27 protein-coding genes and 2 pseudogenes are annotated in these 23,013 nt (G+C 68.6%); 15 read left to right on the top strand and 14 right to left on the bottom strand.

Annotation, left to right across the window (positions count from 1 at the left end):
* The first annotated feature begins 22 nt into the window (after positions 1-22).
* The 3 genes from dhaK to dhaM all read left to right on the top strand — a co-directional run bounded on the left by dhaK (position 23) and on the right by dhaM (position 2,459).
* Positions 23-1,024 carry a dihydroxyacetone kinase subunit DhaK gene (dhaK, locus tag EDF28_RS09050; protein ID WP_123938018.1) on the top strand — a complete coding sequence of 334 codons (1,002 nt, stop codon included), beginning with the start codon at positions 23-25 and terminating at the stop codon, positions 1,022-1,024.
* Between the two features lie 74 nt (positions 1,025-1,098).
* Entirely contained in the window at positions 1,099-1,740 is a 642-nt protein-coding gene (dhaL, locus tag EDF28_RS09045; protein ID WP_123938017.1) for a dihydroxyacetone kinase subunit DhaL, read from the top strand.
* The gene (dhaM, locus tag EDF28_RS09040; protein ID WP_123938016.1) at positions 1,737-2,459 is read left to right on the top strand and encodes a dihydroxyacetone kinase phosphoryl donor subunit DhaM; all 723 of its coding nucleotides are present in this window, start codon (positions 1,737-1,739) and stop codon (positions 2,457-2,459) included. The genes dhaL and dhaM overlap by 4 nt, the downstream gene beginning before the upstream one ends.
* A 24-nt stretch (positions 2,460-2,483) precedes the next feature.
* On the opposite strand, the gene EDF28_RS09035 is transcribed toward dhaM, so the two are convergent.
* A complete protein-coding gene (locus tag EDF28_RS09035; protein WP_123938015.1) occupies positions 2,484-3,092 on the bottom strand; it encodes a TetR/AcrR family transcriptional regulator C-terminal domain-containing protein in 609 nt (202 codons plus the stop codon).
* 55 nt (positions 3,093-3,147) lie between these two features.
* On the opposite strand from EDF28_RS09035, the gene EDF28_RS09030 reads away from it, so the two are divergent.
* The gene (locus tag EDF28_RS09030) at positions 3,148-4,368 is read left to right on the top strand and encodes a beta-ketoacyl synthase (protein WP_123938014.1); all 1,221 of its coding nucleotides are present in this window, start codon (positions 3,148-3,150) and stop codon (positions 4,366-4,368) included.
* Positions 4,369-4,399: 31 nt separating this feature from the next.
* Positions 4,400-6,301, top strand: coding sequence for an ABC transporter ATP-binding protein (locus EDF28_RS09025; RefSeq protein ID WP_123938013.1), 1,902 nt, complete (start codon positions 4,400-4,402; stop codon positions 6,299-6,301).
* On the opposite strand, the gene EDF28_RS09020 is transcribed toward EDF28_RS09025, so the two are convergent.
* Positions 6,298-6,756 (bottom strand): MerR family transcriptional regulator, encoded by a 459-nt coding sequence (locus EDF28_RS09020; protein WP_166673173.1) that lies wholly within the window; start codon positions 6,754-6,756, stop codon positions 6,298-6,300. The two genes, EDF28_RS09025 and EDF28_RS09020, sit on opposite strands and share 4 nt — an antisense overlap.
* 89 nt (positions 6,757-6,845) lie before the next feature.
* On the opposite strand from EDF28_RS09020, the gene EDF28_RS09015 reads away from it, so the two are divergent.
* Entirely contained in the window at positions 6,846-7,829 is a 984-nt protein-coding gene (locus tag EDF28_RS09015) for an aldo/keto reductase (protein ID WP_123938011.1), read from the top strand.
* 65 nt (positions 7,830-7,894) lie between these two features.
* Here the strand turns inward: EDF28_RS09015 and EDF28_RS09010 are convergent, their stop codons facing one another.
* The 3 genes from EDF28_RS09010 to EDF28_RS09000 form a co-directional block, all read right to left on the bottom strand.
* Complete coding sequence (locus EDF28_RS09010) at positions 7,895-8,938, bottom strand: DMT family transporter (protein WP_123938010.1); 1,044 nt, start codon at positions 8,936-8,938, stop codon at positions 7,895-7,897.
* Entirely contained in the window at positions 8,919-9,290 is a 372-nt protein-coding gene (locus EDF28_RS09005; RefSeq protein WP_123938009.1) for a metalloregulator ArsR/SmtB family transcription factor, read from the bottom strand. The genes EDF28_RS09010 and EDF28_RS09005 overlap by 20 nt, the downstream gene beginning before the upstream one ends.
* A 63-nt stretch (positions 9,291-9,353) precedes the next feature.
* Positions 9,354-10,190, bottom strand: coding sequence for a helix-turn-helix domain-containing protein (locus EDF28_RS09000; protein ID WP_123938008.1), 837 nt, complete (start codon positions 10,188-10,190; stop codon positions 9,354-9,356).
* A gap of 102 nt (positions 10,191-10,292) precedes the next feature.
* On the opposite strand from EDF28_RS09000, the gene EDF28_RS08995 reads away from it, so the two are divergent.
* On the top strand, positions 10,293-10,973 hold the full coding sequence (locus tag EDF28_RS08995) for an SDR family NAD(P)-dependent oxidoreductase (RefSeq protein ID WP_123938007.1): 681 nt from the start codon (positions 10,293-10,295) through the stop codon (positions 10,971-10,973).
* Between the two features lie 16 nt (positions 10,974-10,989).
* Here EDF28_RS08995 and EDF28_RS08990 read toward each other — a convergent pair whose 3' ends face one another.
* A complete protein-coding gene (locus tag EDF28_RS08990) occupies positions 10,990-11,439 on the bottom strand; it encodes a GNAT family N-acetyltransferase (protein ID WP_123938006.1) in 450 nt (149 codons plus the stop codon).
* A 91-nt stretch (positions 11,440-11,530) separates the two neighbouring features.
* On the opposite strand from EDF28_RS08990, the gene EDF28_RS08985 reads away from it, so the two are divergent.
* Positions 11,531-12,562, top strand: a complete 1,032-nt coding sequence (locus EDF28_RS08985; RefSeq protein ID WP_123938005.1) for an alcohol dehydrogenase catalytic domain-containing protein — start codon at positions 11,531-11,533, stop codon at positions 12,560-12,562.
* A 49-nt stretch (positions 12,563-12,611) separates the two neighbouring features.
* On the opposite strand, the gene EDF28_RS08980 is transcribed toward EDF28_RS08985, so the two are convergent.
* Both EDF28_RS08980 and EDF28_RS08975 read right to left on the bottom strand, forming a co-directional pair.
* Positions 12,612-13,205, bottom strand: coding sequence for a dihydrofolate reductase family protein (locus EDF28_RS08980; RefSeq protein ID WP_123938004.1), 594 nt, complete (start codon positions 13,203-13,205; stop codon positions 12,612-12,614).
* Between the two features lie 238 nt (positions 13,206-13,443).
* Positions 13,444-13,833, bottom strand: a pseudogene (locus EDF28_RS08975) (DUF1016 N-terminal domain-containing protein); the annotation flags it as partial.
* Between the two features lie 107 nt (positions 13,834-13,940).
* On the opposite strand from EDF28_RS08975, the gene EDF28_RS08970 reads away from it, so the two are divergent.
* Entirely contained in the window at positions 13,941-14,285 is a 345-nt protein-coding gene (locus tag EDF28_RS08970) for an Lsr2 family protein (protein WP_123938003.1), read from the top strand.
* A 192-nt stretch (positions 14,286-14,477) separates the two neighbouring features.
* On the opposite strand, the gene EDF28_RS08965 is transcribed toward EDF28_RS08970, so the two are convergent.
* The 6 genes from EDF28_RS08965 to EDF28_RS08940 form a co-directional block, all read right to left on the bottom strand.
* On the bottom strand, positions 14,478-15,395 hold the full coding sequence (locus EDF28_RS08965; protein WP_260154758.1) for an S-4TM family putative pore-forming effector: 918 nt from the start codon (positions 15,393-15,395) through the stop codon (positions 14,478-14,480).
* Positions 15,388-16,212, bottom strand: coding sequence for an SMODS domain-containing nucleotidyltransferase (locus EDF28_RS08960; RefSeq protein ID WP_123937999.1), 825 nt, complete (start codon positions 16,210-16,212; stop codon positions 15,388-15,390). The genes EDF28_RS08965 and EDF28_RS08960 overlap by 8 nt, the downstream gene beginning before the upstream one ends.
* A gap of 291 nt (positions 16,213-16,503) precedes the next feature.
* Positions 16,504-17,100: a recombinase family protein gene (locus tag EDF28_RS08955; RefSeq protein ID WP_123937997.1), complete on the bottom strand. Its 597-nt coding sequence runs from the start codon at positions 17,098-17,100 to the stop codon at positions 16,504-16,506.
* Positions 17,101-17,279: 179 nt separating this feature from the next.
* Entirely contained in the window at positions 17,280-18,476 is a 1,197-nt protein-coding gene (locus EDF28_RS08950) for a permease (RefSeq protein WP_200849224.1), read from the bottom strand.
* A gap of 52 nt (positions 18,477-18,528) precedes the next feature.
* Entirely contained in the window at positions 18,529-19,128 is a 600-nt protein-coding gene (locus EDF28_RS08945; protein WP_123293723.1) for a DUF305 domain-containing protein, read from the bottom strand.
* A gap of 108 nt (positions 19,129-19,236) precedes the next feature.
* Complete coding sequence (locus EDF28_RS08940; RefSeq protein ID WP_123340876.1) at positions 19,237-19,680, bottom strand: hypothetical protein; 444 nt, start codon at positions 19,678-19,680, stop codon at positions 19,237-19,239.
* Positions 19,681-20,031: 351 nt separating this feature from the next.
* Here EDF28_RS08940 and EDF28_RS08935 point away from each other — a divergent pair, with 351 nt between their 5' ends.
* The 6 genes and pseudogenes from EDF28_RS08935 to EDF28_RS08910 all read left to right on the top strand — a co-directional run bounded on the left by EDF28_RS08935 (position 20,032) and on the right by EDF28_RS08910 (position 22,902).
* A complete protein-coding gene (locus tag EDF28_RS08935; RefSeq protein ID WP_123293725.1) occupies positions 20,032-20,538 on the top strand; it encodes a universal stress protein in 507 nt (168 codons plus the stop codon).
* Positions 20,535-21,281: a 2,3-diphosphoglycerate-dependent phosphoglycerate mutase gene (locus EDF28_RS08930; protein WP_123293726.1), complete on the top strand. Its 747-nt coding sequence runs from the start codon at positions 20,535-20,537 to the stop codon at positions 21,279-21,281. The genes EDF28_RS08935 and EDF28_RS08930 overlap by 4 nt, the downstream gene beginning before the upstream one ends.
* Positions 21,278-21,781, top strand: coding sequence for a CrcB family protein (locus EDF28_RS08925; RefSeq protein ID WP_235035968.1), 504 nt, complete (start codon positions 21,278-21,280; stop codon positions 21,779-21,781). The genes EDF28_RS08930 and EDF28_RS08925 overlap by 4 nt, the downstream gene beginning before the upstream one ends.
* Complete coding sequence (locus EDF28_RS08920) at positions 21,778-22,155, top strand: CrcB family protein (protein WP_123937995.1); 378 nt, start codon at positions 21,778-21,780, stop codon at positions 22,153-22,155. The genes EDF28_RS08925 and EDF28_RS08920 overlap by 4 nt, the downstream gene beginning before the upstream one ends.
* 32 nt (positions 22,156-22,187) lie before the next feature.
* Positions 22,188-22,304, top strand: a pseudogene (locus EDF28_RS08915) (inorganic diphosphatase); the annotation flags it as partial.
* A 4-nt stretch (positions 22,305-22,308) separates the two neighbouring features.
* Positions 22,309-22,902 carry an inorganic diphosphatase gene (locus EDF28_RS08910; RefSeq protein ID WP_123937993.1) on the top strand — a complete coding sequence of 198 codons (594 nt, stop codon included), beginning with the start codon at positions 22,309-22,311 and terminating at the stop codon, positions 22,900-22,902.
* Positions 22,903-23,013: the final 111 nt, after the last annotated feature.

Here is a 23,013-nt window from a genome sequence, read left to right as displayed (position 1 = left end):
CCGTACCCGTGGAGGCACGCGCATGAAAAAGCTCATCAACGACCCGCAGGCCGTGGTCGACGAGACCGTCCGGGGATTCGCCCGGGCACACGCCGGACACGTCGTCCTGGTCGAGGACCCGATCCACCTGCACCGCGCCGACGCCCCCGTCGCCGGCAAGGTCGGCATCGTCAGCGGAGGCGGCAGCGGACACGAGCCGCTGCACGCGGGCTTCGTCGGGTACGGCATGCTCGACGCCGCCGTTCCCGGCCCGGTGTTCACGAGCCCGACGCCCGACCCGATCGTCGCGGCCACCAAGGCCGTCGACGGCGGCGCGGGTGTCCTGCACATCGTGAAGAACTACACCGGCGACGTCCTGAACTTCGAGACCGCCGCCGAGCTCGCCGAGATGGACGACATCCGCGTCGAGTCCGTCGTCGTCAATGACGACGTCGCGGTGCAGGACTCGCTCTACACCGCCGGTCGCCGCGGCGTGGCCGGCACCGTCGTCGTGGAGAAGTGCGCCGGCGCCGCGGCCGAGCGCGGTGACGACCTGGACGCCGTCGCCGCGGTCGCCCGCCACGTCAACGACGTCACGCGGTCGATGGGCCTGGCCCTGGCGTCCGGCACCGTGCCGCACGCGGGAGAGCCGTCCTTCACGCTCGCCGACGACGAGGTCGAACTCGGCATCGGCATCCACGGCGAGCCCGGGCGCGAGCGCATCCCGATGGCACCGGCCGACCAGCTCGTCGACCGTGTGCTCGAACCGATCCTCACCGACCTCGACGCTCCGGCCGGCTCGAAGCTGCTCCTGCTCGTCAACGGCATGGGCGGCACCCCGCTGTCCGAGCTGTACATCGCCTACCGCCGCGCCACCGAGGTGCTGACGGATCGCGGGTACGACGTCACGCGTAGTTTGGTGGGCGACTACGTCACGTCCCTCGAGATGCAGGGGTTCTCGCTCACCGTCACGGTGCTCGACGAGGAACTCACGGCACTCTGGGACGCACCGGTGGAGACCCCGGCACTGCGCTGGGGCCGCTGAGCGGCCGAGTACGGCCGCTCGACCACCGACCACGACACCGAGCCCACCGGGCCGGACACACGAAGGGAACCGCATTGGCGCTCGACACCGCATGGGCCATCGACTGGGTCCGTCGCACCGCTGCGACGATCGACGAACACCGGGCCGAGCTCGTCACGCTCGACCGCGAGATCGGTGACGGGGACCACGGCGAGAACCTCGATCGCGGCTTCCGCGCCGTTCTCGAGGCCGTCGATGGCGGGTCGTTCGACACGCCCGGTGCCGTGCTGAAGACGGTCGCGACGAAGCTCATCTCGACCGTCGGCGGCGCCGCCGGCCCGCTGTTCGGCACCGCGTACCTGAAGGCAGCCCAGGCTGGTGGCGACGCGACCGAGTTCGACGCCGACACGCTCGTCGCCGTGCTCGCCGCAGCCCGCGACGGCGTGGTCTCGCGCGGCAAGGCCGCCGTCGGCGACAAGACGATGGTGGACGCCTGGACCCCCGCGGTCGACGCCGCCACCGCTGCCGCCGCAGCCGGTGACGACCCGGCAGCGGTGCTCGCCGCCGCGGCCGACGCCGCCGCCTCGGGCGCCGAGGCCACCGAACCGCTCGTCGCCCACAAGGGGCGTGCGAGCTACCTCGGCGAACGCGCCGTCGGGCACCGCGATCCGGGTGCACAGTCGACGGCGTACATCCTGCGCGCCGCGGTGGACGCGACGACGGGCTCCGCCGCGTGACCGTCGGCATCCTGATCGTCTCGCACAGCGCCGCGATCGCCTCCGGCACCGTCGAACTCGCCCGACAGATGGCGGCCGACGTACCGCTCGTCGCGGCCGGCGGGACCGACGACGGCGGCATCGGCACGTCGTTCGAGGCGATCACCGCCGGCATCGAGGAGCTCGCCGACGCCGACGCCGTCGTCGTCCTGTGCGACCTCGGTTCGGCCTACCTGACCACCGACACGGCGCTCGACTTCCTCGACGACGACGTCCGCGCACGCGTGCACGTCTCGCCGGCGCCCCTGGTCGAGGGCGCGGTCGCCGCGGCCGTCGCGGCCCAGACGGGTGGTGACGCCGAGGCAGTGCTCGCTGCCGCGGCGTCCGCCGCAGGGTCCGCGGACGACGCGAGCAGCGCCTCCCGTCCGTCCGGTGACCAGCCGGGAGGCACGGGGCCGGGTGACGGGGCCGCCAGCGTCGACGACGTGGCCGTGTCCGAGAGCGTCGAACTGGTGAACGAGACCGGCCTGCACGCCCGCCCCGCGGCGGAGTTCGTGAAGACGGCAGCCAAGTACGACGCAGCGGTGCGCGTGAACGGCGTGGACGCGAAGAGCCTGCTGGCGATCATGGCGTTGGCACTGCCGAAGGGCGCCACCGTGTCGATCGAGGCGAGCGGCGCCGATGCGCAGGTCGCGGTCGACGCGCTGGTGGAGCTGGTGCGGAGCGGCTTCGGCGAGTAGCCCTCGCCGGTCGTCGTCCCGCGCTCAGCGGATGGACACCGTGCCGGCCAGTTCGAGGTCCGACGGCCCGCCGGTGACACCCGCGTCGGCCAGGAGCGTCGCGCCGAACACCGCGCTCCAGAACGTCCGGGCATCACGGCCGACACCACTCGGACTCGTCCAGCCGTGCTCGGCGACGACGCGCTCGAGGTAGCGCTCCGACTGCCGGAACAGGACCGCGAGCAGGAGTCGCACGCGCTCCCGCTGTGCGTCGTCGTCACCGGCGGCGGCCAGCGCGCGCACGACGAGCAGTGTCGACGGCATGGCGAGCGCGGTGCGTGCGAGCACCTGACGGAACGCGTCGGCGGACCCGGCTCGCCGGCCGGCGGCCTGCAGGCGCGTGGTGTCGCGGAGGAAGAGCGCGAAGGCGGCGTCGAGGACGAGGCGGTCCTTCGAGCCGTAATGGTGTGTGATCTGGTTCGGGTAGACCCCGGCCGCACGGGCGATCTCGCTGACGGTGACGGCGTGGCGTGCGGTGCTCGCTCCGCCCGCGTCGCCGGCTGCCCCTGCGCTGAGGAGTCCGGCGGTCGCGGCGAGGATCCTCGCCCGGGTCGCTGCGCCGCGGGTCGTCCCGGTGCCGTCGGTGGTTGCCATCTCTGAATTGTACGTGGTACAACTCCACTTGTTCAACGTACAAGAAGGAGCACTCGTGGACATCTCCATCACCGGCTACGGCGCGGTCTCCCCGTTCGGCCACGGCGTCGCGCCGCTGTGGGACGCCCTGGTCGCCGGACGCTCCGGCGTGCACGAGCTGCACCGCGACGGGCAGCTCTGGGAACGGGTGCCGATCATGGTCGGCGCCGACGCAGCACTCGACGCCGAGTCCGCACTCGGTCGCGTCCGTGCGAACCGACTCGACCGCAGCCAGCAGCTCGCGCTCGTCGCCGCCGGCGAGGCCTGGGCCGACGCCGGCGCGCCCGCGGTGGACGGCGACCGCCTGGCCGTCGTCGTCGGGACCGGCATCGGGGGAGTGGAGACGTTGCTCGACGCGCACGACGTGCTCGGGACCTCGGGCGCGCGTCGGGTGTCGCCCCGGACCGTCCCGATGCTCATGGCCAACGGGGCCGCGGCGCAGATCAGCATCGAGTACGGCGCCCGCGCCGGTGCGTACACGACCGTCTCGGCGTGCGCGTCCGGTGCCGAGGCGATCGCGACGGCCGCGCGGCTCATCGTCACCGGGGAGGCCGACGTCGTCATCGCGGGCGGCACCGAAGCGGCGGTCACCCCGGTCACCATGGCCTCGTTCGCGCAGTCCCAGGCCCTCGCGAAGCCCGACGGTGACGACCCCACCACGTTGTCGCGACCGTTCGACGCCGACCGCCGCGGGTTCGTGCTCGGCGAGGGTGCCGGGTTCGTCGTCCTGGAACGGGCCTCGCACGCCGCCGCCCGCGCACAGCGGTCGCACGGGACGCTTGCCGGGTGGGGGATCACGTCGGACGCGTTCCACATCACCGCCCCGCTCGGGGACGGCAGCGAGCAGGAGCGCGCGATGACGGCGGCGATCCGGATGGCCGGGCTCACCGGTGCGGACATCGACCACGTCAACGCGCACGCGACCGGGACCCCGGTCGGGGACGTCGGTGAGGCAGCGGCGATCGGTCGTGCTGTCGGGACCGGTGCGCTCGTCACCGCGCCGAAGAGCGCCATCGGGCACATGTTCGGTGCGGCGGGAGCAGTCGAGGCGATCCTGACGGTCCGGGCACTCGAGACCGGGGTCGTGCCGCCGACGCTGAACCTGCAGCACCAGGACCCGGCGATCGACCTGGACGTGGTGGCGGGGACGGCTCGGACTGCGACCATGCGTGCGGCGCTGAACAACTCGTTCGGGTTCGGTGGGCAGAACGCCTCGTTGGTGTTCACCGCGGTCTGAGGGACACGGGGACCGACGTATCCTGACTGCCATGAGCATGGAAGGCGTGGCCTGGAGCTCGCTGTACAAGATCTCGACCGCCAAGGACGGCAAGCACGGCATCTCGCGCGAGTCGGTGCGGCGGATCATGACGTTCGCAGTGCCCTACCGGGCCAAGCTGGTGGTCTTCATCGTCCTCTCCGTCGTGGGCGCGGTCCTCGCGGTCGCGACACCGGTGCTCGCCGGCCGGGTGGTCGACGTCATCGTCGCCCGGGGCGCGCTCAGCACGATCACCTGGCTCGCGGTCGTCATCGCCCTGGTCGCCGTGGGCGACGCAGGCGTGTCGCTCGCCACGCGCTGGTTCTCCGCACGCATCGGCGAAGGCGTGATCCTGGACCTCCGGACCGCCGTCTTCAACCACGTGCAGAAGATGCCGATCGCCTTCTTCACCCGCACACGCACGGGTGCCCTCGTCAGCCGCCTCAACAACGACGTGATCGGCGCGCAGCAGGCCTTCAGCGGCACGCTGTCCGGCGTGGTCACGAACCTCGTGGCGCTGATCCTCACCCTGACCGTCATGCTCAGCACGTCCTGGCTCGTGACGGTCCTGGCGATCGTCATGCTCCCGATCTTCCTCGTGCCTGCGCGGCGCATGGGCAGCCGCCTCGCCGCGCTGCGTCGCGAGGCCGCCGACCACAACGCCGCCATGAGCACGCAGATGACCGAGCGCTTCTCCGCGCCCGGTGCCACCCTCGTGAAGCTGTTCGGCCGGCCCGACGAGGAAGCGGAGGAGTTCCGGGTGCGCGCCGCCCGGGTCCGCGACATCGGGGTGCGGAGTGCCCTGCTGCAGTTCGTCTTCGTGACCGCCCTCACCCTGGTCTCCGCGCTCGCCCTCGCGCTCGTCTACGGGGTCGGCGGCGCCCTCGCACTCGGTGGCCAGCTGAACACGGGCGACGTGGTGACGCTGGCCCTCCTGCTCACCCGCCTGTACGCGCCGCTGACCAGCCTCGCGAACGCCCGGGTGGAGATCATGAGCGCGGTGGTCAGCTTCGAGCGCGTCTTCGAGGTCCTCGACCTCGAACCGCTCATCCAGGAGAAGCCCGACGCCGGCACCGTCCCCGACGGCCCGGTGGCGGTCGAGTTCGACGACGTCCGCTTCGCGTACCCCTCGGCGGACAAGGTGTCCCTCGCCTCGCTCGAGGAGGTCTCCACGCTGGACACCCGCGGCGGTGACGAGGTGTTGCACGGTGTCTCGTTCCGGATCGAGCCGGGGCAGACCGTCGCCCTCGTCGGCACCTCCGGGGCCGGCAAGTCCACGATCGCGCAGCTGCTCTCCCGCCTGTACGACGTCGACAGCGGCGCCGTACGACTCGCCGGGTCGGACGTCCGCGACGTCACGTTCGCCTCCATGCGACACACCATGGGGATGGTGACGCAGGACGGCCACCTGTTCCACGAGACCATCCGCTCCAACCTGCGCCTCGCACGGCCCGAGGCGACCGAGGACGAAGTGTGGGACGCCGTCCGGCGCGCGCGGCTCGAACCGCTCATCCGCTCCCTACCGGACCAGCTGGACACGATGGTCGGCGAGCGCGGCTACCGGCTGTCCGGCGGCGAGCGCCAGCGGATGACCATCGCCAGGCTCCTGCTCGCCCAGCCGCGCGTCGTCATCCTCGACGAGGCCACCGCCGCGCTGGACTCGACGTCCGAGGCGGCCGTGCAGGCTGCCCTCAGCGAGGCACTCGAAGGGCGGACGGCGATGGTGATCGCCCACCGGTTGTCGACCATCCGCAGCGCGGACCTGATCCTCGTGGTCGAGGACGGTTCGATCGTCGAGCGTGGGACCCACGAGGAACTGCTGGCCGTGGGCGGACGGTACGAGGAGTTGCACCGGACCCAGTTCGCCGTGCAGAAGGACGTCGCGGCGGACGAGGAAGCGCTGCGGGGGAGCTAGCCTTCCGCCTGTGCCGGATGGCTCCGACCGCTCATCGAAGGACCCGTCGATTCCGCGGTCTCGGGCCGCCTTGCAGCGATGGTCCGGCGGTACGCGTCGATCTTCCGTTCCAGCGCGGCCAGGTGCCGCTGGACTTCGGCCTGCCGGGCGAGGACGGTCGCATGGTGTCGTTCGAGGAGCGCAAGACGCTCGGCATCGTCGGCGCCGGCCCGGTACGCGGCCGCGTACTCGCGCATCTCCTGCACGCTCATCCCCGTACCGCGGAGCATCACCGTCCCGGCGAGCCAGCTCAGCGCAGCCGTGTCGTAGCGGCGCCACCCGTCCTGCCCACGATCAGGAGCCGGCGCGATGCCTTCCTTCTCGTAGTAGCGGACGGTGTCGACGGTGATGCCGAGCAGGCCTGCGGCGGCGCTGATCGTGACGGGCTCGTCGACGCGGACTTCGGGAAGGAGCACGGGATCGAGTATCGCGCTTGACATGGTGTGCGCACCAGGGTGGAAGGTCAGGTTGTCCGGAACGATCCGGCGGCGAACGGAGCACACGCATGCAGCAGATTCCTCTCGGCTCTCAGGGCCTCGTCACGTCCGCGATGGGGCTCGGGTGCATGGGGATGAGCGCGTTCTACGGCGGCGCGACGGAGTCCGGCTCGGTCGAGACCATCCGCCGGGCGCTCGACCTCGGGATCACGCTGTTCGACACGGCTGAGGCGTACGGGCCGTTCGAGAACGAGCGGCTGGTCGGACGGGCCCTCGGCGCTGACCGTGACCGGGTGGTCGTCGCGTCGAAGTTCGCGACGGACTTCACGGACGACGGCACACCGATCGGCCTCGACGGCTCCCCGGAGCATGCCCGTCGCGCGATCGACCGCTCCCTCAGGCACCTCGGCACCGACCACGTCGACCTCTGGTACCTGCACCGTGCCGACCCGAACGTCCCGATCGAGGACATCATCGGGGCGATGAGCGACGCGGTCACCGCCGGGAAGGCCCGGTACATCGGCGTCTCGGAGACCTCCGCCGCAACACTGCGCCGAGCGCACGCGACCTTCCCGATCACCGCGATCCAATCCGAGTACAGCCTGTTCGAGCGCGACGCCGCGCACAACGGCGTCCTCGACACCGCCTCAGGACTCGGGATCGGCTTCGTGCCGTTCTCTCCGCTCGGCCGCGGATTCCTCTCCGGTGCCGTCACCCGCAAGGACGACCTCCCCGAGGGCGATGCCCGCCGGAGCCTCCCACGGTTCTCCGACGAAGCCATCGATGCGAACCTCCGCGTCGTCGACGCACTCAAGGTCATCGCCGACGAGAAGGGCGTCACCACCGCCCAGCTCGCTCTCGCATGGCTGATCCAGGCAGGAACCGTCCCGATCCCGGGCACCACGAAGGCATCTCGGGTCGAGGAGAACGTCGCCGCCGCCGACGTCGTCCTCTCCACGAGTGAGCTCGGACGGATCGAAGCGGCCGCACCGCACGGCGTTGCCGTCGGTACCCGGAACACCGAGGTGGGGATGGCGCGAGATCGCGGCTGACTGACGCCCTCGGCGCCGGCCGGGGGCGTCGTGGTGCCTGACGGCCGGTCGTCGACCGAGACACCTCAGTGGGAGTGGCGGTGGTGGCTGTCGGGGTAGTGCTCGTGGGTGTGGGTGATCGGTTCGTGAGTGTGCGTGTGTCGGTGCCACGTGCCGACCGCGACGGGTTCGGCGTGCTCGTGCTGGTGGTGCTCGTCGTGGTGGTGCCAGTGGTCGTGGCTCACGGCTTCGTGGGTGTGCTCGTGCTCGTGTCGCTCGGTGAGGTGGAGCCAGATCCCGACGGCCATGAGGACGCCGGCGATGACCAAGGGCACGGTCACGGGTTCGCCGAGCACGATCGCGAGGACGGCGCCGAAGAAGGGGGCCACCGAGTAGTACGCGCCGGCGCGGGCGGTGCCGACGTGGCGGAGTGCGACGATGAACAGCACCAGGCTCACGCCGTACGCGAAGAAGCCGACCACCATCGCGGCGACGACGTTCCCGATGGCCGGCAGCTGCGCGCCGAGCAGGGAGGCCAGGAGCAGGTTCACGGGCCCGGCGACACCGCCCTTGGCGGCGGCGAGCCAGGACGCGTCGTGGATGGCGACCTTCCTCGTGAGGTTGTTGTCGATGCCCCATGACAAGCATGCGCCGAGGATCGCCAACGACGGCCAGGCGCTGCCGAACTCGATCCCGGCCGGGACGGTCAACACGACGGCGCCGGCCACGATGGCGAGCATGCCGAGGGCGATGCGGCGGTCGAAGTTCTCGCGGAACACGAACCAGGCCAGCAGTGCCGTCGCGACGCCTTCGGCGTTCAGCAGCAGCGATGCCCCTGAGGCGGGCATGTTCACGAGGCCGATCAGCAGGAGGACCGGTCCGAGGACGCCGCCGAAGAGGATCGCTCCGGCGAGGGGCAGTCGCTCGCCTCGAGCGAGGTGCACGCGCGGGGAACGTCGAACGAGTCGGATGAGGCCGAGCCCGAGACCCGACCCGGTGTAAAGGAGCCCGGCGAGCATGAACGGGCTGACCGTGTCGAGGAGCAGCTTCGCCGCGGGTGTCCCTGCACCGAAGAGCACCGCGGAGAGCAGCGCCGCCTGGACGCCGCGGCTACGCAGGGCGGTCGGCACGAGAGGCTCCGTCGTGGTGGTGGGCGGGGGTCCCCTCGAGCTGGTGCTCGGCCTGGAAGATCGCGTCCGACACGAGCTGGCGAGCGTGCTCGTTCGTGAGGCGGTAGAAGACCCGAGTGCCCTCGTGCCGGGTCGCGACCACGCGGGCGAGGCGCAGCTTGGCGAGGTGCTGCGAGACCGCTGCCGGCGACTTGCCGACCTGCGCGGCGAGGTCGTTCACGGGCAGCTCGCCGTCGGAGAGCGCCAGGACGATCCGCACCCGCGTGGCGTCGGCGAGCATGCTGAAGACCTCGACCGCCAGCTCGACGTACTCACTGTCGACGTGCCGGCCACACCTAGTATCTGCATCCATGCGCAGATTCTTGCACGCGCACCCGGCCGACGCTCCACCGGCAGGGTGCTGGTGCTGGATGCTTTACTGCGCCGTCGTGAACTGCTGGAGGCCGGTGACGCGCAGCAGGTCGAGCTTCGCGGCGTCCTCGGTGCCGGGAACCGCGGTGTAGACGACGATCCGCAGGTCGCCGCCCGGGACCGTCAGCACGTCGCAGTCGATCTCGATCGGGCCGACGGGCGTGTGCACCTGCTTGCGGCTCGCCCGGTGCTCGGCGATGCGACCGGTGTCCCAGCGGCGTTCGAACTCGGGTGACTCCCGGCGCAGCCGCGCGACGAGTTCGGCCAGGTCGCGGTCGGCGGGGTAGCGGCCGGATGCCTGCCGGAGGTCCGCTGCGAGGTCGCTCGAGAACTCCTCCTGGTGCTCGTCGTCCCACTCGACACCGTCGTGCGCGTGCATGAAGTGCCGCCACACCAGGTTGCGCTCGATGCCGACGGCCCGCGAGGGGTCACCGTTCAGCGCAGCCCACAGGTCGTTCCACAGCACGATGTCGTGCGTCGCCGTGAACACCGCGATCGGGACGTCGCCGAGCCGGTCGACGAGCCGCTGCACCCCGGGGGTGATGTGCCGCGGGACGACCTGGAGCGACGGGGGAGCGACGCCCGCGACCCGGCACAGGTGGTCGCGCTCGGCCGCGGTGAGCCGGAGCGCCGTGGCGAGGGCGCCGAGCAGCTGCGGTGAGGGGTTCAGCGCACGGCCCTGCTCGAGGCGGACGACGTAGTCGACGCTCACCCCGGCGAGCGCTGCGAGCTCCTCGCGTCGGAGACCCGGGGTCCGTCGGCCGGGCCCGGCCGGCAGGCCGACCTCTTCGGGACGGACGCGGTCGCGCCAGGAACGCAACACACTCGCGAACTCGCTCATGTCCACCATCTTCGCCCCGCGCCTCCCGTCCGTCCTGGTACTGGTGGTCCCACCGTCGCACGGTGCCTGGGGGAGTCAGCCGCTCGGGCGGAGAGTGGGGGCATGACAACGACACTCATCACCGGAGCCAACCGCAGCCTGGGGCTCGAGACCGTCCGCCGCCTGGTCGACGCGGGCCACACCGTGTACGCCGGCATGCGCGATCCGTCCACCGGCGACGGAGCACGCGCCCTCGGTGCCCAGGTGGTCCAGCTCGACGTGACCGACCAGGACAGCATCGACGCCGCGATCGCGACAATCCCCGTCCTCGACGTGCTCGTGAACAACGCCGGCATCCTCGGGACGTCGTTCGGCGTCGACGACCTGGACGCCGCGGCCATGTCCGCCGTGCTCGACACCAACGTCACCGGCATCGTCCGGGTCACGCAGGCAGCGCTCCCGCTCCTGCGGGCATCCGACCACCCCGTGATCGTGAACGTCGCCTCGGGCGTCGGGTTCGCGCGGTGGTTGACGACCCCGGGCCACGACGAGTACGCGGTGCCGGCGGTTCCCTACGCCGCGTCGAAGGCCGCGGTGATCGCGTTGACCGTGCAGTACGCGAAGAACCTGCCGGGGTTCCGCGTCAACGTCAGCGACCCCGGGTACACCGCCACCGAGTTCAACGGGTTCGGTGGCCACCAGACGATCACCGAGGGCACGGACGCGACCGTCGCGCTCGCCACCGTCGGGCCGGACGGGCCCACGGGAGAGTTCCACAACCGGGACGGCCGCATCGAGTACTGAGGTCACGGCGTCCGGTTCAGTCGTGCACGTCGGCGCCGAACCCCGGCCCGGGGCGCATCATCCAGCCTTCCGGGTCGGGGAGCGGACGGAACCCGAACCGCTCGTACAGTCCGTGCGCATCCGCGGTGAACAGGGCGAACCGCTTCAATCCGAGTGGCTCGATCGCCTCGGTCACGCCCTGCACGAGGGCGACGCCGACACCACGGCCACGAGCGTCCGGATCGACGAACACGTCGGCCAGCCAGCCGAACGTCACCCCGTCGGTGATCACCCGGGCGTACCCGAGCTGTGCACCCGTCGCCGTGTCGTAGACGCCGAAGTTGCGGGACCCGGCGATGATCGCGTCCTGGGTGGCACGACTGCGACCCCGCGCCCAGTACGACTGCTCGCTGAGCCAGCGGTGCACGCGGTCGACGTCGAGGTCGGCGGGGTCGGCGGAGAAGTGCAGTGCGGTCGGTTCGTCCATGGGACCAGTGAACCGGCGGTCGCCGTCGGCGGGCAACGGCCAATCCGTCGCCTGTGGACAACGCGGCACCACCGTCTGGGACGATGGCGGGATGCGCGCAGTCCAGTACGACCAGTTCGGATCCGCCCCGTCGATCGTCGACCTGCCCGATCCGGTGGCACCGGACCACGGTGTCGTCGTCCGGGTCGCGGCCACCGGGGTGTGCCGCAGTGACTGGCACGCCTGGAAGGGGCACGACGACTCCGTCGCACTGCCGCACGTCCCCGGGCACGAGTTCGCCGGTGTCGTCACGGCCGTCGGGGACGCGGTGACCCGGGTGTCGGTCGGTGACCGGGTGACCGCGCCCTTCGTCTTCGCCTGCGGGACGTGCCCGGAGTGCGTCGACGGCGCCACCCAGGTGTGCACGCGCCAGCAGCAACCCGGGTTCACGCTGCCCGGTTCCCACGCCGAGTCGGTCGTCATCCCGCACGCCGACGTCAACGTGGTCGCGCTCCCGGACGCCGTGGGCTTCGCCGAGGCCGCAGCACTCGGGTGCCGGTTCGGGACGGCGTACCACGCCCTGCACGCCCGAGGTCGGGTCGCAGCAGGGGAGTGGGTGGTCGTGTTCGGCTGCGGCGGCGTCGGCCTGTCGACGATCATCGTCGCGGTCGCGGCGGGCGCACAGGTCGTCGCGGTGGACGTCTCGTCGGCGGCGCTCGAACGTGCGGCGGCACTCGGTGCCGTCACCGTGCCGATGGACGACGGAGCCGTCGCCGCAGTCCGCGCTCGCACCGACGGCGGCGCGCACGTCTCGATCGACGCGTTCGGCAGCCGAGCGACCTCCGTCGCAGCGGTCGCCTCCCTGCGCCCTCGGGGACGTCACGTGCAGGTCGGCCTGCTGCTCGACGACGAGGCCGACCCGGTGATCCCGATGGGCCGCGTCATCGCTGATGAGCTCGAACTGCTCGGCAGCCACGGGATCTCCGTGGGGGAGTACGCGGCGATGCTCGCCGACGTCGTCACCGGGCGACTGCGTCCGGACGACTCGATCGGTCGGACGATCGGTTTCGACGATCTGCCCGGGGCGATCGTCGCCATGGACCGTCCCGCCACGTCGACCGGGATGACCGTCGCCGTCTTCTGAACTGCTCGGCGCCGTCTCCTGAACTGCTCGGCGCCGTCTCGGGAACTGCTCAGCGCTTCGGTCGGTAGACCAGTCCGAGCGCGCCGCCGGCGAAGGCCTGAGAACTGATCAGTTCGAGATCAAGCTCGTCCGTCAGGTCGGCGAACACGCCATCGCCTGACCCGAGCGCGACGGGCAGGACCGCCAGCCGGTACTCGTCGACCAGACCAGCCCGGACCAGGCTGCGACCGAACTCCGTCCCGCCCTGAGCGAGGACGTACCCGCCCGACTCCTGCTTCAGCGCTGTCACCTCGGCTTCGAGCGGTCCGGGTGCGACTCGTGCACCCGTCCAGGTCGCCGCCGCGGGGGAGTCGGGGTCGGGGACCGGCACCGAGCGTGGATCGAAGTCGCGCTGTGTGGTGAAGACGACCTTGGGGATCCGGTTCATCGGTTCGGCGATCGGCCCGGGCGCCGTCGGCCAGAAACCTGAGATGATCTCGAAGGTCTTGCGGCCGAAGGCGTGCACGCCCGCACCAGCGACGACGTCGAGCACCCAAGCCATCGAGTCCGGACTCCCGCCGCGGAACATCCAGTCCGACTCAGCTTGGGGAGCGGCCACGAAGCCGTCCAACGACATCGACATCTTCAGGACGAGTTCACGCACGGGGAGCCCCTGTCCGAAACTGAGTTGACATAATATGCATTATCGGCGCATAAACATCGTGAGTTGCATCTAGTGCAACAACTCCGGCACCGCTTGTACCGCAGCGTTTTACCTGATCAGCCAGAGAATCTGTCCGCCAGGAAGAACCTGGAAACCCGCTCGGGGCGACTGGGGCCTGCCCGCAGGCAAGGGCTTCCTGCGTTTAATGCAGGAATCCACGGCAAGACGCTCGAGTGTGGCCTGCGTACCAGTCCCGGAGCGCGTGGCCATCGAGCCGGTCAAGGAGCACGGTGACGTGCCCCCAGGGCAGTTGTGCAACAGCCTGTTGCAGAATCTGCTCATCCGGCCAGGCGGCAGCAAACGCGCGCATGTACGCGAGGTTCCGCGGGGAGAAGCCCTTCATCTCCGGAAACTCAGCACGCAGATCCGCCGCGAGCCGGCCGATGACGTTGCTGCCCCACCCCTCGTCACCCTGGCGCTGCAGGATCGTCGAACCGATCCCCCAGTACAGACGGACGAGTTCCGTGTTCACGCGGCGCTGCGCCGCAAATCGGCCTGCGCGCACTTGCTGCTTCAGCTCGGCAAGAGCAGCGGCATGCCCGGATACAGCTGGCGACGAATCAGACATCACACTCAGTCTGCCCGACCAGCCGATCGGAAGAAGAACGAACGAAGCGTTCTACGGGATCAGCTATGCCAGGGTGGAGATGATCCCCGAGCGAAAGGCGACCTCCCATGGCGCAGAAAGTCACCACGCACCTCGTCGACGACCTCACCGGCGACACCATCGAAGACGGCAAGGGCCGCACCATCACGTTCGGCTTCGACGGCGCCTACTACGAGATCGATCTCACCGACGACAACGCTGACACGCTCCGCGAAGCGTTTTCCGACTACATCGCCGCAGCCCGCAAGGTCACGGGCCGGGCCGGACGACCCAGTGCCGGCAGCGCGCCGAAGCGCGGGAACTCGGAAGAGCTCGCGAAGATCCGCGAATGGGCCAACGCGAACGGCCACGAGGTCTCCTCCCGCGGCCGCATCAGCCAGGCCGTCCGCGACGCCTACGAGGCTGCACACTGACGCCACTCCCCCACGAAAAGAGCCGGGCGCCCTCGAGGGCGGCCGGCTCTTCTCATTGGCACCGATACCGCGGTTTTATGTCAGCGGAGCCATCCGCCTCTCAGTCCCGTCACCAATTGTTTGCGCAGCGCCGCTCCGAGCGCTTTCCGAAGATTCTGCGCGGTCGGCGTCCCTGCGGGTACTCACCCAAAATCAACGATCGGTCCGCAGCTGACGAGCAGCAGCAATCATTGCATGCTCGTTTCGGCGGCGAGTAGCTCTGTACAGCCAGTTTGGCACCTGAGGTGTGGTCCGGCGCAGATCGAACAGTCTCTCCTGCCAGACAAGGAGGTCTTGCCCGTCAATACTCGGAGAAGCAACAGCCAAACGCGACTCGATCGTTGTCGCGAGGTCAGCACGGTCCCGCGCTGCTTTCCACGTGTTCATGACGTACTCAGCTACGTCGAGAAACGCTGGAAGCACGGGAAAAAGAGCACCTAGAAGGAAGTCTGACAGGGCAATTCCTGTCAGCCCTGCCCACAGAATTAGCGAGGCCACCCAAACAACAGTGACTGCCGCCCACACGGCGACGGTAGTCCGGATGAGGCGGTCGGTATAGGAGGCGTTCGCCCGTTGCGCGATCGCAATCGTTACTGCCCCTGGAGACTCCACATCAACCGGGTACCAATTCGTAAGCCTCTCACGGTCAGCAATTCCTCGCACGTCGTCACTACGGATTAACAGATCAATTTCTTCTGGTGTTGGGCGCTCGGCGCGAGTGATGGTCTGAGGCATATCGAAAAGGTAGTGATCGAGCTCCTCTTGCACGCATGCAGCCTTCACCATGCTTCGAGTTTCCAACCAGGTCAGGATGGTGCGCCCGGCGAAGAGCCAGACTCCGGTGACGGCACCCGCAGTGATCGCGAACGTCGGTGCGAGCAGTGACACGAACGGGGCTCCCACTCCCAATACAAGGAGGCCAACCCATCGCACGCCCTGCCACCGCTTCGCTCCCGTGTAAAGCCGGCGTTGAGCAATGAGCAAGCGAAGCGTGTGGAGCCCATTCTGCCGTTGCTGAATTGTAGCGCTGGAGGGTGCGGAGTAGCCAGACGGCCCCGTAAGCTCAGACATTGAACAGCAGCTTTAGCTGTGCAATTGCATTCTCGTCGTCACCGGCCGCGGCGTAGTCCTTCGCCTTCAATGCCCGCGATACGGCGGTGGATAGTTTCGACAGCGCATCTACGCGATTCGATTCCGACGAGGTGGCGGTAAAACGTGAACCAAGTCCGGTGGGGTCGTTCATTGCGGCAAGCTCCGCTGTCTTCATTTTGTTAAGAGACAGGTAAAGGTCCCACAGCGGCAAGTACGTGTCCTCACCATCGATGTGCTTGGCGGCGCGCATCTCGAGGTAGCAGGACGAGACCGGCACGTTCCGCTTATACTTCCAGATTTTTACCTGCCGGGCGAGTTTCTTTGCAGCACCGTCGAACTTCTTGTTGACTTCGTTCACCCAAGTGTTGTGCGCACTTGGGTGGGTGAGCATCCATCCTCCGGTCGGGTCTGGGATTGAGTAGCCCCCGTCTGTATAATACCCAGGGACAACCTCAACATCGCCGTCTGAGAAGCGGCACACGACTGCAGGCTGACGAACCACGACCGTCGTAGACGGGAACCGAGCCTGTAGCGACGACTTCACCTTGTTTAACGTTGTCAAAGGCGAGATCGGTTTCGTTCCCTTCAGCGAGACGAGGTAGTCGGCGTCGCTGTACAGCCAGATGCCAGTTCCGTGCCGAAGAGAGCCGATCTCAAACATGCCGAAGATGCCGAGGTCGGAGTCGAGACGAGTCTGGATCGACTCTCTGTGACTGCGTGCTCCAGCAAACTGTGTTGACGACGGCGTCCAGTAGTTAGTCGTGTTGCGGAGCCAAGTGACGGCGGTCTCGGGCATGGGTTCTCATCTCTGCGGGCACCATCGCCACGCGTATCCTAATTATTCATCACACCTCCGACATCACCGACGGCCGATCATCTGTGCCGCAAGGGCGGCTGCGATCGAGTTGCCGCGTCAGCACGTATCGACGTAGTGCTGAGGTATGCCCCAACGCCACGGCCCCAGTGCGGTTGAGAGCCGCAGTCATGGGGTCGATTCAGGGGGTTCCGCGACAGATGTGGTCTTGGCTCTAGACATGTCGCAACACCCCGTGCTCATCGGTCGCACGGACCGCGCGGTGCCCGACCGTCAGCCGGACGTCTTTCGACGTCGGCCTGCGACTGGCTCGCTCTCGCGCCGGAGTGCCCTGTACACCGTGGTCCTACTGACGCCGAGAACGTCGCCGATCTGGGCGACCGTCATGTCCTGTTGCTCGTACAGGCGCCTGGCAGTTCGTACCTGATCGGCCGACAGTCGAGGCGGCCGACCGCCGTTCCGCCCTCGAGCTCGAGCGGCCGTGAGGCCGGCGTGCGTGCGTTCTCGGATGAGATCCCGTTCGAACTCGGCCAGGGCGGCGAAGACGTGGAACACGAGCCGGCCGCCGGGTGAGGTTGTGTCGATCGTCTCTTGCAAGGATCGGAACCCGACACCTCGCTCCCCCAGTGCCTGCAGCTGGTCGATCAGATGCCGGATGGATCGTCCGAGCCGGTCGAGTCGCCACACGACGAGAGTGTCGCCTGGTCGGAGCTGATCGAGCAGCTTGGTGAGCTCCGGACGGTGCTCGAGCGATCCTGACATTGTGTCGACCCACACCCGGTAGCAGCCGGCAGCGTTCAACGCGTCGAGCTGCAGCGCCGCGTCCTGATCGGTTGTCGACACCCGCGCGTACCCGAGAAGCTCACCCATGACTCAGAACGTAGCGGAACGCGTCGGACGGCAGTGGAAACGGCACGTAGAAACCGGCACTGAGTTCCGCTACGTGTAACGCCGGCGCGGCGCGCTTTGCGTGTGGCTGGGAACGCTTTGTGGCGTGATTCCGACAATGCTGTGTGGCCTAGCTTGCCCTGTCGGCGTGGCCGGTCGGGTCAGGGCTGGCTGTGCTTGGCGTTTGCCTGGTCGTGGGTATCGGGGTGGTCACTCATCATGCGGAGCATGGGCCATGAGCCGCTGCGGGTGAAGACGACGAGCAGGAACGCCGCGACGAGCAGGAACACGATGTTGAGCCAGGTGGTGTAGTTCCAGCTGATCGAGGTCGTCACGATGGTGAGGTGCCGGTTCGTGGGGATAAGGTGCAGCGGGGTGAAGAGCAGTTCGACGGCGTAGCCGGCGAGGACCATGGCGCCGTAGAAGATCCCGGTGATGCGGAGGGCTGCTTTCCAGCCGTAGTACTTCCGGTAGATGATGATGATCGGGATGATGATCAGGTCGGCGAAGATGAAGCTGATCACACCGCCGAAGCTGATCCCACCGTTCCAGAGGACCGCTGCGAGGGGGACGTTGCCGACGGAGCAGACGAAGCTCACCATCGCCAGGATCGGTCCGATGAGCGGGTCGATCAGGAACGCGAGCGTCGGGTGTCCCTCGAGGAACAGCGCTTGCAGCCACGCCTTCGGGACCCAGGCGTCGAAGGCGCCGGCGATGAGTAGGCCGATGACGATGTCGCGGATGACGGATGCCCAGTCCATGACGAAGTACTGCGACACGCTCGTGAGCCCGGGCCTCGAGAACAGTCGCCGCCAGAAGCCCTGGTCGCCCTGCACGGACATGTCCATGGCTGCGTGGCCCTCCATCGCGCCGGCGAGGCCCTTGTCGGCCTGTTCGCGGGCGGCGTCGACGATCTTCCCGCGCATCCAGAGCCGGAACCCGAGGGCGATGAGGATGATCATCAGCGGTCCGCCGACGAACTCCGCTGCGGTGAACTGCCAGCCCATGACGAACGCGAGGATCAGGCCGAGCTCGACGACGAGGTTCGTGGAGGCGACCTCGAACGCCATGGCCGACGACAGGCTCGCGCCCTTGCGGAAGAGCGCCCGTGCGAGGGCGACGGCGGCGTAGGAGCAGGACGAGGACAGTGCGCCCAGGCCGGTTGCGACGCTGATCGCTCGGGGGGAGTCGTCGCGCATGAGCTTGGTGATCTGGTCGGTGCGGACGACGGCTTGGATGATGCCGGAGAGGGTGAAGCCGAGGATGAGGGGCCAGAGGATCTCCCACCCCATCGAGCCGGCTGCTACTAGGGCGTCACCGACTGCGTTGATCACGAACATATACACCTGCTTCTTCACGTCGCGGGCATATTCTGCCGCGACAGGGTGGTCACGAACGGGGAAGAACCGGTCACTTGGACGCGAGCATGTCCTTCATCTGCGTGATCTGCTCGGTCTGGCTCGACACGATTGACTTCGCCATCGCGACCGCGTCGGTGTTCTTGCCCTTGTCGACTTCGCTCCTGGCCATATCGACGGCGCCCTCGTGGTGCTGGACCATCTGCTGCAGGAACAGCTTCCCGGCGTCCTTCGCGGATGCCTGGTCAAGGTCGGTCATGTCGGAATCGGACATCATCCCGGACATGGAGTGCCCCGACCCAGGGTGCTCCGACTCCGTGGGCTCACCCCAGCCCTGCAGCCAGCTGGTGAGCTGAGTGATCTCCGGACCCTGCTCGGCCTTGATCTGCTTCGCCAGGGTGGCGACGTTGGGGTCAACACCGTCGCCCTTGGCGAGGAGCACGTCGCTCATCTCGACGGCCTGCTCGTGGTGCGGCAGCATCATCTGCGCGAACATCACGTCCTGGTCGTTGTGCGCCGACGCGGCCGATCTCGACGAGGCGGACGAGCCCGCGTCGGAGCTGCTGTTGTTGGTGGAGCAGCTCGCGAGGGTCAGGCCGAGGGTGAGCGAGGCGGCGATCGCGAGGATGCGCGTGGTCGTGGTGGTGTGCATGGAAGGTCCGTTCCCGTGTATGCGTCAATTGGTCCGGGCAGGCGGATGCCTCCCGGTTCTGGGCATGCGGGAGCCGCCCTGCGGCGGTGTGGTCCCGCAGGGGGAGGATCAGATGCGGATGATCTGCAGTGCCGTCAGTGACGGTGGTTTCGGTGCTGCGATGTGGCGCGGCAGCCGGTCAGCCAGCGCAAGCAGTCGCGACAGCAGCGCGAGGACGCCGCCGGTCCGTGCGCGCACTAGCGCCCATGCGAACAGGGCGATCGTCAGCGCGCACGCCATCCCCATCAGCGAGCACATCAGCGCGCACAGGCCGCTGTCACAGCCGGCGTCGGTGAGGACCGTCAGCACCGCGGCCGCGGGAGCGGCATGCTCCCCGTGGCGGTTTGCGACGGCATGGACGTGCTCGGTGGTGGCGGCGGGAGCTGCCATCGGGTGCTCGTGGCCGGCCATCGTGTGCATCAGGACCGTGAACCCGACCAGCAGCAGCAGCGCCAACGTCGCTACGGCCTGCAACAGCAGCCGGCGACGCGGGGAGGCGGTGGTGGTGAGCATCAGTCTTTCGATCAGGTCGGTGAGTGTCGGAGTGTCGAGCTGCAGCGTTGAGCACGTCACAGTGCAAGGTAGATTTAATGGCATTGTACCCCCTGGGGGTATGTGCTGTCTGTGGCGGCTGGGTGATTGATCAGCACAGGGGTATGCGTCGCGTGGCCGTACCGTTCAGAGGCCGTACCCCTTCCGCAGAAGCCGGAGGGACTTTCCTGTCGTGGTGCGTGGTGGTGGGTGCATACTGGTGGTGTCTTCGGACCCGGTAGTGGGGCTTGCCGGACCCAACCTCGACACCTGTCGACAACAGTCCCTATCTCAGCACGGCGCGCGTCAGCGTGCCCGAGATAGGGAGAAGACATGGTCGAGGCAGACTCCGCCCGCACGATCGTTGCCGGCGTACAGTCCGGGCAGGTAGAGAGCGTTGTCGGCGTTGCCACGCTGATCGCGAAGCATTTCGGTGCGTCGGTAGTGTGTGTTGCGGTGGATCCGGCGCTGCTGAACGCAGGAACTCGTCGGGACGGTTCGGAGATCATCGAACCGATCGATCCGGACACGGCGGACACCGAACCGCAGCAGCTGCCCGACCGCGACGTCGCCGTCATCCACGATCTCGCTGCAGCACGGTCGGTCCGGGTGGAGATCCTCACTCGGGTTGGAGATCCAAGCCGGGCGTTGGCGGCGGTGGCGGAGCAACGTGACGCGGTAATGATCGTCGTCGGGTCGCAGACGGGCCGACGCCGGGTTGCGGAGTTCTTGAACGGTTCCGTCGCCGCCCGCCTGACGCACCAGCAGCACCGTCCCGTCGTGGTCGTCCCACACGCACCGGTCGGGTTCGAGAGCGCCCTGCCGTGGGATGCGTCGTGACGGGCCGGCTGGTGCTGCTGCGCCACGGGGAAAGCACCGCGAACCGGGCCGGCACCTTCACCGGCCTCCGCGACGAACCGTTGACCGTCGAGGGTGTCCAGCAAGCCGTGACCGCGGGGCGGCTCCTGCAGGCAGCAGGCATCTTGCCGGACCAGGTGCTCACGTCGACGCTGCAACGCACCGTGCACACTGCGGAACTGGTCCTCGACACCCTCGGCATCGCCATCCCGACGGAGAAGGTCTGGCAGCTCAACGAACGCAACTACGGCGCACTCACCGGGATGACCAAGACCGATGCCCGCCGAACGCTCGGCGACGACGAATACACCCGAATCCGCAGGTCCCGGAACGGCGCACCACCGGCGATGTCCCTGCAAGTGTGGACGGCGCTGCGGTCAAGTTCCGCGCTGCGCGACCTGTCAGACGCTGCCCTCCGACGCACCGAGGCCCTCTCCGATGTCATCGATCGGGTCCGACCCGTGCTGCAGGACCGACTTCTACCGATGGTGCGGTCGGGTCGGAGCGTCCTCGTCGTCGCGCACGGCAACTCGCTCCGCGCCATGTGCGCGTGCATCGACGACCTCACGGAGCCGGAACTGCACGCACTGAACCTGCCCACGGGGCAGCCGCTGCAGTATGAGCTTACGCCGACGGGTGCTCTCGTCCCGCGTGGTGGGGCGTTCCTGGATCCGGTAGCAGCGCACCACGCCGCGGCGCTGGTCGCGGCAGAAGGCGGAACATGACCACCCGAACGGACACCCCGATGCCCGATGATCAGCTCCCCTCCGACCCGGATGTGGACGTCTCCGACCCCGCAACGGCCATGCGGCCCGTGCACCTGCGGTGGCGGTACGTCGGCCTCGTCGCGGTCGGTGGCACGGTCGGCACACTCCTGCGCGACGTGATCAGTGCGCTGCTCCCAGCAGACGGCGGGGTGAGCTGGTCGATCTTCTGGATCAACATCAGCGGAGCGCTGCTGCTCGGGGTGCTCCTGGAAGCGTTGGCGCATCGCGGTCCCGACGCGGGCCGCCGCCGTGTCCTGCGTCTGCTGCTCGGCACGGGAGTGCTCGGCGGCTTCACCACCTACAGCACCCTCGCTGAGTCCACCGCCGCACTGTTCCTCACCGGCCACGGTCTCGCCGGCACCGGGTACGCGCTACTGACCGTCATAGCCGGTGCGATCGCGACCGCGGTCGGACTGGTGGTCGCCGGCTGGTTCCGCCCCCGGACGGTGTCCGCATGAACGCCGGCATCCTCCTCGCGGTCGCGGTCGCGGCCGGTGGCGGCGTGGGCGCTGCCGGCCGGTTCCTCCTCGACGGGCTGATCAACACCGGCCGGGAGTTCCGGCTCCCCGTCGGCACGTTGACGATCAACATCACCGGGTCGCTGCTGCTCGGGCTCATCGTCGGCGCCGCCAGTCACCTCGGCGCAGCCCCCGTGGCGGTGCTCGGCACCGGGGTGATGGGCGGCTACACCACGTTCAGTACCGCCAACTTCGAAACGGTCCGCCTCGCCCGCAGCGGCCGGATCACCGCCGCAGCCGTCAACGGTCTCGGGATGCTCGTCCTCTCGGTCGCGGCAGCCATCGCCGGCATCCTCCTTGGCGGTCTGCTGTGACCGCCACCCCACATCCTGGAACGGGCCTTCCCATGCTGTTCGACGTCACGATCGAGGTTCCCCGCGGCAGCGGCAACAAGTACGAAGTCGACCACACCACCGGCCGGATCCGGCTCGACCGGGCCGTGTTCACCAGCATGGTGTTCCCCCACGATCGAGGTTCCCCGCGGCAGCGGCAACAAGTACGAAGTCGACCACACCACCGGCCGGATCCGGCTCGACCGGGCCGTGTTCACCAGCATGGTGTTCCCCCAGGACTACGGCTCCATCGATGACACGATCGAGGTTCCCCGCGGCAGCGGCAACAAGTACGAAGTCGACCACACCACCGGCCGGATCCGGCTCGACCGGGCCGTGTTCACCAGCATGGTGTTCCCCCAGGACTACGGCTCCATCGATGACACGCTCGGCGATGACGGCGACCCCCTCGACGCGCTCGTGCTGCTGCCCCGACCGACGTTCCCGGGCGTCGTCATCACGGTCCGGCCGATCGGGATGCTCCGCATGGTCGACGAGAACGGCGGCGACGACAAGATCCTCGCCGTCCCCGCCGGCGACGACCGGTTCGAAGACCTGCAGGACATCAGCGACGTCCCGGAGCACACCCTCATCGAGATCGAGCACTTCTTCTCCCACTACAAGGAGATCGAACACGGCAAGCACGTCACCACCAACGGGTGGGCCAACCGTCCTGCTGCCGAAGCCGTCATCCGCACCGCACAGGAAGCCCACACCCGACACCCGTGATCCACGGGCCCCTTGACCGCCGCGGGGAGGCACTGGCGCTGAGTGATCGCCAGCAGGTCGTCCCCTCCGCCTCCCCGCGGCTTTCCCTTCCATCCGCACGACCACGACGCA

Source organism: Curtobacterium sp. PhB137 (assembly GCF_003814955.1).
GTDB lineage: Bacteria > Actinomycetota > Actinomycetes > Actinomycetales > Microbacteriaceae > Curtobacterium.
This window is presented reverse-complemented; position numbering and strand designations above follow the sequence as displayed.

What these genes read in the sequence shown, in the direction of transcription:
- EDF28_RS08940 (WP_123340876.1), bottom strand. Translation starts at nt 19,680, where the DNA reads ATGCTCACCACCACCGCCTCCCCGCGTCGCCGGCTGCTGTTGCAGGCC.
- dhaK (WP_123938018.1), top strand. Translation starts at nt 23, where the DNA reads ATGAAAAAGCTCATCAACGACCCGCAGGCCGTGGTCGACGAGACCGTC.
- EDF28_RS08920 (WP_123937995.1), top strand. Translation starts at nt 21,778, where the DNA reads ATGAACGCCGGCATCCTCCTCGCGGTCGCGGTCGCGGCCGGTGGCGGC.
- EDF28_RS09000 (WP_123938008.1), bottom strand. Translation starts at nt 10,190, where the DNA reads ATGAGCGAGTTCGCGAGTGTGTTGCGTTCCTGGCGCGACCGCGTCCGT.
- EDF28_RS08935 (WP_123293725.1), top strand. Translation starts at nt 20,032, where the DNA reads ATGGTCGAGGCAGACTCCGCCCGCACGATCGTTGCCGGCGTACAGTCC.
- EDF28_RS08995 (WP_123938007.1), top strand. Translation starts at nt 10,293, where the DNA reads ATGACAACGACACTCATCACCGGAGCCAACCGCAGCCTGGGGCTCGAG.
- EDF28_RS09035 (WP_123938015.1), bottom strand. Translation starts at nt 3,092, where the DNA reads ATGGCAACCACCGACGGCACCGGGACGACCCGCGGCGCAGCGACCCGG.
- EDF28_RS08955 (WP_123937997.1), bottom strand. Translation starts at nt 17,100, where the DNA reads ATGGGTGAGCTTCTCGGGTACGCGCGGGTGTCGACAACCGATCAGGAC.
- EDF28_RS08945 (WP_123293723.1), bottom strand. Translation starts at nt 19,128, where the DNA reads ATGCACACCACCACGACCACGCGCATCCTCGCGATCGCCGCCTCGCTC.
- EDF28_RS09005 (WP_123938009.1), bottom strand. Translation starts at nt 9,290, where the DNA reads ATGGATGCAGATACTAGGTGTGGCCGGCACGTCGACAGTGAGTACGTC.
- EDF28_RS08965 (WP_260154758.1), bottom strand. Translation starts at nt 15,395, where the DNA reads ATGTCTGAGCTTACGGGGCCGTCTGGCTACTCCGCACCCTCCAGCGCT.
- EDF28_RS08970 (WP_123938003.1), top strand. Translation starts at nt 13,941, where the DNA reads ATGGCGCAGAAAGTCACCACGCACCTCGTCGACGACCTCACCGGCGAC.
- EDF28_RS08960 (WP_123937999.1), bottom strand. Translation starts at nt 16,212, where the DNA reads ATGCCCGAGACCGCCGTCACTTGGCTCCGCAACACGACTAACTACTGG.
- EDF28_RS08985 (WP_123938005.1), top strand. Translation starts at nt 11,531, where the DNA reads ATGCGCGCAGTCCAGTACGACCAGTTCGGATCCGCCCCGTCGATCGTC.
- EDF28_RS08990 (WP_123938006.1), bottom strand. Translation starts at nt 11,439, where the DNA reads ATGGACGAACCGACCGCACTGCACTTCTCCGCCGACCCCGCCGACCTC.
- EDF28_RS09015 (WP_123938011.1), top strand. Translation starts at nt 6,846, where the DNA reads ATGCAGCAGATTCCTCTCGGCTCTCAGGGCCTCGTCACGTCCGCGATG.
- EDF28_RS09025 (WP_123938013.1), top strand. Translation starts at nt 4,400, where the DNA reads ATGAGCATGGAAGGCGTGGCCTGGAGCTCGCTGTACAAGATCTCGACC.
- EDF28_RS08925 (WP_235035968.1), top strand. Translation starts at nt 21,278, where the DNA reads ATGACCACCCGAACGGACACCCCGATGCCCGATGATCAGCTCCCCTCC.